The organism is Rhodoplanes sp. SY1 (assembly GCF_046000175.1).
In the GTDB taxonomy this organism is placed as follows: Bacteria; Pseudomonadota; Alphaproteobacteria; order Rhizobiales; family Xanthobacteraceae; genus Rhodoplanes.
In genome coordinates this window covers 123,889-131,727 of the sequence record NZ_JBEOMB010000064.1, presented here as the reverse complement: position 1 = coordinate 131,727, position 7,839 = coordinate 123,889, and the positions used below count along the sequence as shown (strand labels likewise).

The window sequence follows — 7,839 nt, the reverse complement described above, 5'->3', positions numbered from 1 at the left end:
TTCTTGGATCGGCTCTGAAGCGAATCTTGGTCGGTTCCGCCGTGGCGGGAGCCTGCGCGGCCGCTGGCGCGGCGAGCCAGGCCGACGCGGCGAGCGAGACGGCGAGCAGGAGCTTCGATCGCATCGGGGTCACCTCCGAACCGGCCAGACGGCCTCGGAGCAGGACCTTGGCAGCCGCCGAGGCGTTGCGATAGACAGGCACGAGTGATCGCAGTGTTGCTCTCGGCGCAACACCCCTCACTGCCCGTCGAGCGCCTGCACGGCCGCGGTGAGCAGGTTCGCCAGCACGGCCGGACCGGCCGGCAGATGCGCCTTTCCGCGCGCGACGAGGATCAGCCGGCGCGGTGCGAGCTGCCGGTCGGCGAGCGGCACGAACGTCAAGGCGCCGTCGGCGAGCTCGCGCTCGACGCCCACCCGGGTCTGGAACGTGACGCCGTGGCCACGTAGCGCGAGGTCGCTCATCAGGTGGATCGAGTTGGTCACCGCGGCGGTGCGCAGCGCCGTCGCATCGGCCGGCATCGCGGCCTCCAGCGAAGCGCCGAGCGTCAGGCTGGCGTCGGCCAGAATCACCCGCTCGCCGGCGAAGTCGGCAAGCCGCACGGTTTTCCGGCGGGCGAGCCGGTGGTCGGGCCGCAGCAGCGCGCCGAGCCGCAGGGCGGCGCTGGCGAGCCGCACCGTCCCCTTCGGCGGCTTGGCGTCGAAGCCGATCGCGAGATCGGCCTCGCCGCGGGCGACCGCCTCGAAGGCCTGGGTCGAGCCGGTGACGGCGAGCCGCACCTCGACGTCGGGATGGCGGGCCCAGAAGCGACTCAGCACCTCCGGAACCAGCCCGCGCGTCACGCTCTCCACCGCCGCGACCGTGACGCTGCCGCGCCGCAGGCCGGCGAGGTCGTCGATGAAGGCGCAGGCCTTCTCCAGCTCGGCCTGGCTGGCGCCGGCGTGATAGACGAGGATCTCGCCGGCGCTGGTGAGCTTCAGGCGCTGGCGCGCCCGCTCGAACAGCGGCGTGCCGATCCCCTCCTCCAGCTGCCGCAGCGTGCGGCTGACCGCCGAGGGCGCGACGCCGAGCGCCGCCGCGGCGCGCCGGATCGAGCCGAACCGCACCACCGCCTGGAACGCCTCGAGCCGCGTCGAGATCAGGCCGAGGCGGTGCAGGGTCATGGCGGCCTCGCGATAAGAACTCTCCGTCATTCCGGGGCGCGGGCGAACGCCCGCGAACCCGGAATCCAGCGACGAGCACCCACGTCCCGGGCTGGATTCCGGGTTCGCCGCTGCGCGGCGCCCCGGAATGACGATCGAGCCTGCAGCGCCGTCACACCGCGACCGCCGCCTTGATGTGCGGATGCGGGTCGTAGCCTTCGAGCCGGAAGTGCTCGTACCGGAAGGCGAACAGGTCCGTCACGGTCGGGTCGATCACCATGGTGGGCAGCGGCCGCGGATCGCGCGAGAGCTGCAGGCGCGCCTGCTCCAGGTGGTTGAGATAGAGATGCGCGTCGCCGAAGGTGTGGACGAAGTCGCCCGGCTTCAGGCCCGTCACCTGCGCGACCATCAGGGTCAGCAGCGCATAGGAGGCGATGTTGAACGGCACGCCGAGAAAGACATCGGCGGAGCGCTGGTAGAGCTGGCAGGAGAGCTTTCCGTCAGCGACGTAGAACTGGAACAGGCAATGGCACGGGGCGAGCGCCATCCTGGGCAGGTCCGCCGGATTCCACGCCGAGACGATGACGCGGCGCGAGTCGGGGTCGCGGCGCAGGAGATCGAGCGTCTGGGCGATCTGGTCGATGGTGCCGCCGTCGGGCGTCGGCCAGGAGCGCCACTGCGCCCCGTAGACCGGGCCGAGGTCGCCGTTCCGGTCGGCCCACTCGTCCCAGATGCCGACCCCGTTGGCCTTCAGGTAGCCGATGTTGGTGTCGCCCGCGAGGAACCACAGCAGCTCGTGGATGATCGACTTGAGGTGCAGCTTCTTCGTCGTCACCAGCGGGAAGCCGGCCGCGAGGTCGAAGCGCATCTGATGGCCGAACACCGAGCGCGTGCCGGTGCCGGTGCGGTCGCGCTTCTCCACGCCCTCGCGGAGGATCCTGTCCATCAGATCGAGATACTGGCGCATCGGTCGGGTCGGTTCAGGCGCCGTGGTCGCCGACCCCGGCCGGGAGCGGCACCATAGCGGTCCCCGCGCCGTCATGGCCGGGCTCGTCCCGGCCATCCACGCCTTTATTGCGGCAGCGTCGTGAAAACGCCGATGCCCGCGCGAGCGCGGGCATCGGGTTTGACGTGCGGGCAGGCGCGAGGATCGAGGATCAGTTCCCCGGGCCGGCGGCCTTGATCACCTTCGACCACCGCTCGACCTCGCTCTTGACGAGCTGGCCGAGGGCCTTCGGGCCGCGGCGGTCGCCCTCCGGCAGGTCGCTGCCGAGGTCGAGCAGGCGCTTGCGGGTGGTCTCGTCGCTGAGCGCCTTGTCGAGCGCGTCGGCGAGCTTGTCGACGACCGGCTGCGGCGTTCCCTTCGGCGCGAACACGGCGTTCCAGGCCGAGACCTTGTACTCGGGCAGGCCGGCTTCCGTGGTGGTCGGCACATCCGGCAGCGCCGGGTTGCGCGCTTCGGTGGCGATCGCATAGGCCCGGATGGTGCCGCCCTGGACCTGCGAGACGACATTGACGATCTGGTCGCACATGTAGTCGACCTGACCGGCCATCAGGGCGTTGAGGGCCGGTCCGGTGCCCTTGTAGGGAACCTCGGTCGGCTTGACGTCCAGGATCGAGCCGAGCAGCAGGCAGGTCGTGTAGGAGACCGAGCCGACGCCGGCATGCGCCATGTTGAGGGTGGCGGAGTTCGCCTTCAGCTGCTTGGTGAACTCGCTCAGATCCTTGGCCGGGAAATCCTTCTTGGCGAGGATCAGGATCGGCGTGCCGGCGGCGACGCCGATCGGCTCGAAATCGGTGACGGGATCATAGGCGAGGTTCGGATAGAGCGGCACCGCGGCGGCGTGGGTGCCCATGTGGCCCATGATGACCGTGTAGCCGTCGTTGGCGGCCCGCTTCGCCCGGGTGGCGCCGGTGGTGCCGCCCGCCCCGGTGACGTTCTCGATGATGATCTGCTGGCCGAGCGTCTTCGACATGTGGTCGCCGACGATGCGGGCGACCACGTCGGTCGGGCCGCCGGCCGCGAACGGCACGATCATGGTGACGGGGCGGGCCGGATATCCGTTCGCCCCCTGCGCGAAGGCCGCGCCGGCGCTGGCGAGAAGGCATCCGGCGGCGAGCAGGGCCGTCAACTTGCGCACAGACATGACTGACTCCTTGTTGCGTTCCTCTGGGTCGGCTTTTCAGGCTTGAAACCACTTCGAGATCAAAACCGGCAGTGAACGGCAGTGTCCGATGCCGGCACATGCCACCGCGGCCTGCGGCGGCGCAATTCTGCTTTTGATCTAGGAAATTCGCGGTCGCGACCGCTTCACACCGATTGGTAGAGAATCGCGGCCGGCGCGGCCCATGCGGCAGGCTGTCGCAGGTGAGGTTCGCGCCCGCCCACGCCCGGCGCCGCCCAAGAGCGGAACCGGAGACTCGCATCCGTCCTCGCACATGCAAAAAGCGCCGCGGCAGGGCCGCGGCGCTTGCGTGTCGTGCTCCGGTCGGCGGGCCGAAGCCCGGATCCGGATCAATCCTCGACGAAGACCTCCTCGCGCTTGGCGCGGATCATCGGCAGCAGCGCGATGACGAGGAGCAGCGTGGCGAGCGCCAGCAGGCCGGCCGAGATCGGCCGGGTCACGAACGTGGTCGGGTCGCCGCGGGCGATCAGCATGGCGCGGCGGAGGTTCTCCTCCATCAGCGGGCCGAGGACGAAGCCGAGCAGCATCGGGGCCGGCTCGAAGTCGTGCTTGGCGAGCCAGTAGCCGACCAGCCCGAACGCCGCCGTCATCAGCACGTCGAAGGGCGAGTTGTTGATGGAGTACACGCCGATGCAGCAGAAGATCATGATCGCCGGATAGAGCATCCGGTACGGCACCCGCAGCAGGCGCACCCACACGCCGACCAGCGGCAGGTTGATGACGACCAGCATGGCGTTGCCGATCCACATCGAGGCGATCATGCCCCAGAACAGCTCGGGCTGCTTGGTCATCACCTGCGGGCCCGGGACGATGCCGTGGATCGTCATGGCGCCGACCATCAGGGCCATCACGGCATTCGGCGGGATGCCGAGGGTGAGGAGCGGAATGAACGACGTCTGCGAGGCGGCGTTGTTGGCGCTCTCCGGCGCGGCGACGCCCTCGATGGCGCCGCGGCCGAAACGCGACGGGTCCTTGGCCACCTTCTTCTCGAACGTGTAGGCCGCGAAGGCCGCGATGACGGCGCCGCCGCCCGGCAGGATGCCGAGGATGGAGCCGAGCATCGTGCCGCGGCCGATCGCCGGGGCGCAGGCCTTGAGGTCGGGCCAAGTCGGCATCAGGCCGGTGAGCTTGGCCTTGACGACGTCGCGCGACGAGGTGTGCTCGAGGTTGCGCATGATCTCGGCGAAGCCGAACACGCCCATGGCGACCGTGACGAAGCCGATGCCGTCGGCCATCTCGGGGATGTCGAAGGACATGCGCGACTGGCCGGTCTCGATGTCGGAGCCGATCATCGACAGCATCAGGCCGAGCAGGATCATGCACAGCGCCTTGACGACCGAGCCCTTGGCGAGCACGACCGCGAAGATCAGGCCGAGCACCATCAGCGAGAAGTACTCGGCCGGGCCGAACAGCAGCGCCACCGAGGTGAGCGGCGCGCCGAGCGCCGCCACCAGCACGGTGGCGACGCAGCCGGCGAAGAACGAGCCGATCGCCGCGATGGCGAGCGCCGGGCCGGCGCGGCCCTGCAGCGCCATCTGGTGGCCGTCGAGGGTGGTCACCACCGAGGCGGCCTCGCCCGGGATGTTGACCAGGATCGACGTGGTCGAGCCGCCGTACTGCGAGCCGTAATAGATGCCGGCCAGCATGATGAGGGCGCCGACGGGCGGCAGCCCGAAGGTGATCGGCAGCAGCATGGCGATGGTCGCCAGCGGCCCGACGCCGGGCAGAACCCCGATCAGGGTGCCGACGATCGTGCCGAGCATGCAGAAGCCGAGATTGGCGGGCGAGAAGGCCACGCCGAAGCCGAGTGCGAGATTCGCGAGCAGATCCGTCATGTCAGGAAACTCTCGAGTCTGTGACGCGCGCGCGCGCTCAGCGGAAGTTCAGGAAGGTCGAGAAGGAGAGGTTCGGCGACGGCCAGAGCTGCAACGGCAGGCTCAGCGCGATCGGGAAGACCAGGATGCAGAACGCCGTGAGCACGGCGGCCCAGATCAGCGTCTCGATCCAGCGCACCTCGGAGCTGCCGGCCGCCACCGTGACGATGCTGAGATAGCTCGCGATGACCAGACCGAACTGGCGAATCGTCACGGCGAACAGAAGCGTGCCGAGCGTGATGAACAACGGTCCGCGCCAGGCGTAGCGCTCGAGGCCGGGGCCCTGGGCGAACATGCCGACGATCATGACGATCAGGCTGAGCGTGGCGAGCACGGAGGCGAAGATGCGCGGGCCGGTGCCGGGACCGAAGGCGAAGCCGCGGGTGCCGGGCAGATCGCTGCCGGCCCACAGCATGAACAGCGCGAGCCCGAACAGCACGAGGCCGCCGTAATAGTCGCGCGGATCGCGAACCGGCCATCGCAGCAGCAGAAGCGCCGCCGCGAAGGCGACCAGCGCGATGCCGGTGAACAGCAGGACGTCGGCGATCAGCGGTGATGCGGCCGGGGTCCGGAAATAGCCGCCGATCGCGAGGAGGCCGATCAGCAGCGGCGCCACGACCGACATCACGGTTCGTTTCTGTTCGACGGATCCCTGCGACGACGCTTGTACGCCCTCGGACATCAAACCCTCCATGCTCGCTCGAGGAGACACCACCCGCCGAAAGTCGACGTCTCCTACCATAAGGCCGCAGGCGGCAGGAAGCACACGATGGCCGTTTTGTGAATTGCGGAAGCAAAATAATACGAGGCCGAATCGGCCCCTCCGCCGACGCGGATGCAGCAATTGTCGGATCAAGTCGCCGATTCCATCCGTCACGGTCACGGCCGATCACGCTGTCCGGCGCGGTCCAGCCGATAATATGCATGCCCGAACGGCGTCTCCTGCATTGCGCTTCAAAGGTTATCGCACCGCACCATACACCTGCCCCGAACAGCAACCCTGAGATCAGGAGCGCGCGCGAGACGCGAGTCCGACGCGGATCGTGGAACGAGGCGTTTCTCGTCGCGAAACACCGACGCGAAACTGATCCGCCGCGGCACGGTGCGCCGCCTCCGGACCGGCCGACCGCGCCGTCCGGGTGGCGGCGGCGCCACTGTGTATGCAAAGGAGACGGGTCGGTGCCGCCGCGCGCCGTGGAGCTCCGTCGCCGGCCTGCCCGACGACGGTGGCCCGGGGAACACGCGCCGAACGCGGGCCGCGAGCCGTCGGTCCATCGAAGGGCCGCGCGCATCGCCCCTCCGGCGAACCCGCCCGGTGGATCGTTGCCGATTCGGCGCACCCGACGGACGTTCGTGGCCGGCTGGCCGTCACGGCGTTCCGTGGCTCTTCCGTTGCGGTCGCGACGTCCCTATATTGAGCGAGCCGGCTTGCCGGCTATGGCGATAAATGGCCGTCGTAATAAACCTTTCGGACCCGGGGGCGGTACCCGGCGCCTCCACCCGAGCCCAGCCGCGGCCGTCAGGCCGCGACCACTGGGCTCCGGCGGGGGCGAAACAGGATCGACGAGGGCGTAAAGGACGCGCTTTTGCCCGGCATGGTTCCGCCGTTATCGGGCCACTGCAATAGTTGCCAACGACAACTATGCTCCGGTTGCTCAGGCCGCGTAAGCGGCTTGAAAGACCGATCTTCAAGCCCTGACGGGTAGCACCGGCAGGCGGGGTTCGGAGGCACCTGGCAACAGAAGCCTCCACTTCCTTTCTCCACCGTTGCTCTCTTTTTCGACCGGCGCTTCGGCGCGATGCGCCCGCGCGCGACCGGCACTCTCTCGCGCCGCGCGCTCACAACGGCCGGTGCGCGTCGTGTCGGGCCGCCGACCTGGCCGACGGGGCGCCGCGACGGGGCGCCGCTGTGGAGGCCCATCGGGGGTGCGGCCCGCGCGGGTGGCGTTCGGGCGCCGCGACGCCTACGATGCGGCGAGTCGAGGGCGCCCGAAGGTTCGACATGCCGACCGATTACATCCGTTACGACATCCTCACCCAGAACGCGCTGCGCGGCGTCGTGCGCACCGTCCTGGCGGACGCCGCCGCGAAGGGGCTGCCGGGCGAGCACCATTTCTACGTCAGCTTCGACACCCGGGCGCCCGGCGTGAAGCTGTCGCCGCGGCTGCTCGCCCAGTATCCGACCGAGATGACGATCGTCCTGCAGCACCAGTTCTGGGACCTCACCGTGACCGAGGACGGCTTCGAGGTCGGCCTCTCGTTCAACGGGATCCCGGAGCGGCTGGTGGTGCCGCTGACTGCCGTGAAGGGCTTCTTCGATCCGTCCGTCCAGTTCGGGCTCGAGTTCGCGGTCCAGTCGGAGCTCGAGGGCGAGGAGCCGGAGGACGAGGCGAACGAGACCGCCGCCAAGGCCCCGACCGCCCTGCGGCCCGCCGTGCAGAAGCGCACGCCGCCGCCGGCGCCGGAGCCGCTGCCGGCCCCCGCCAACCCGACCGCCGACGCCGGCGACCCGCCGCCCGACAAGCCGGCCGGTGGCGGCGAGGTGGTGCGGCTCGACCGCTTCCGCAAGAAATAGACGTCCCACGCGGCTCCGCCGGTGGCGCCGGCCGCACCGGTCGCTCGCGTGCCCGTCGCGGGCG

Annotated in this window: 6 protein-coding genes and 1 other RNA gene; 2 read left to right on the top strand and 5 right to left on the bottom strand. The window is 69.7% G+C overall.

Annotated elements, in window-relative coordinates:
- Positions 1-237: 237 nt before the first annotated feature.
- The 5 genes from ABTU92_RS18055 to ABTU92_RS18035 form a co-directional block, all read right to left on the bottom strand.
- Positions 238-1,161 carry a LysR family transcriptional regulator gene (locus tag ABTU92_RS18055; RefSeq protein ID WP_408093016.1) on the bottom strand — a complete coding sequence of 308 codons (924 nt, stop codon included), beginning with the start codon at positions 1,159-1,161 and terminating at the stop codon, positions 238-240.
- Positions 1,162-1,312: 151 nt separating this feature from the next.
- A complete protein-coding gene (locus tag ABTU92_RS18050; protein ID WP_408093015.1) occupies positions 1,313-2,107 on the bottom strand; it encodes a thymidylate synthase in 795 nt (264 codons plus the stop codon).
- A 190-nt stretch (positions 2,108-2,297) separates the two neighbouring features.
- Complete coding sequence (locus tag ABTU92_RS18045) at positions 2,298-3,287, bottom strand: tripartite tricarboxylate transporter substrate-binding protein (RefSeq protein WP_408093014.1); 990 nt, start codon at positions 3,285-3,287, stop codon at positions 2,298-2,300.
- A gap of 368 nt (positions 3,288-3,655) precedes the next feature.
- A complete protein-coding gene (locus tag ABTU92_RS18040) occupies positions 3,656-5,161 on the bottom strand; it encodes a tripartite tricarboxylate transporter permease (protein WP_408093013.1) in 1,506 nt (501 codons plus the stop codon).
- A gap of 37 nt (positions 5,162-5,198) precedes the next feature.
- The gene (locus ABTU92_RS18035; protein WP_408093028.1) at positions 5,199-5,825 is read right to left on the bottom strand and encodes a tripartite tricarboxylate transporter TctB family protein; all 627 of its coding nucleotides are present in this window, start codon (positions 5,823-5,825) and stop codon (positions 5,199-5,201) included.
- Positions 5,826-6,583: 758 nt separating this feature from the next.
- On the opposite strand from ABTU92_RS18035, the gene ssrA reads away from it, so the two are divergent.
- Both ssrA and ABTU92_RS18025 read left to right on the top strand, forming a co-directional pair.
- Positions 6,584-6,953: a transfer-messenger RNA gene (gene ssrA / locus ABTU92_RS18030) on the top strand.
- Positions 6,954-7,202: 249 nt separating this feature from the next.
- Positions 7,203-7,775: an SspB family protein gene (locus tag ABTU92_RS18025; RefSeq protein WP_408093012.1), complete on the top strand. Its 573-nt coding sequence runs from the start codon at positions 7,203-7,205 to the stop codon at positions 7,773-7,775.
- The last annotated feature ends 64 nt before the right edge of the window (positions 7,776-7,839 follow it).

Bases quoted from the DNA above. Each gene is read 5' to 3' on its own strand.
- ABTU92_RS18055 (WP_408093016.1), bottom strand. From the start codon at position 1,161: ATGACCCTGCACCGCCTCGGCCTGATCTCGACGCGGCTCGAGGCGTTC.
- ABTU92_RS18050 (WP_408093015.1), bottom strand. From the start codon at position 2,107: ATGCGCCAGTATCTCGATCTGATGGACAGGATCCTCCGCGAGGGCGTG.
- ABTU92_RS18045 (WP_408093014.1), bottom strand. From the start codon at position 3,287: ATGTCTGTGCGCAAGTTGACGGCCCTGCTCGCCGCCGGATGCCTTCTC.
- ABTU92_RS18040 (WP_408093013.1), bottom strand. From the start codon at position 5,161: ATGACGGATCTGCTCGCGAATCTCGCACTCGGCTTCGGCGTGGCCTTC.
- ABTU92_RS18035 (WP_408093028.1), bottom strand. From the start codon at position 5,825: ATGTCGGTCGTGGCGCCGCTGCTGATCGGCCTCCTCGCGATCGGCGGC.
- ABTU92_RS18025 (WP_408093012.1), top strand. From the start codon at position 7,203: ATGCCGACCGATTACATCCGTTACGACATCCTCACCCAGAACGCGCTG.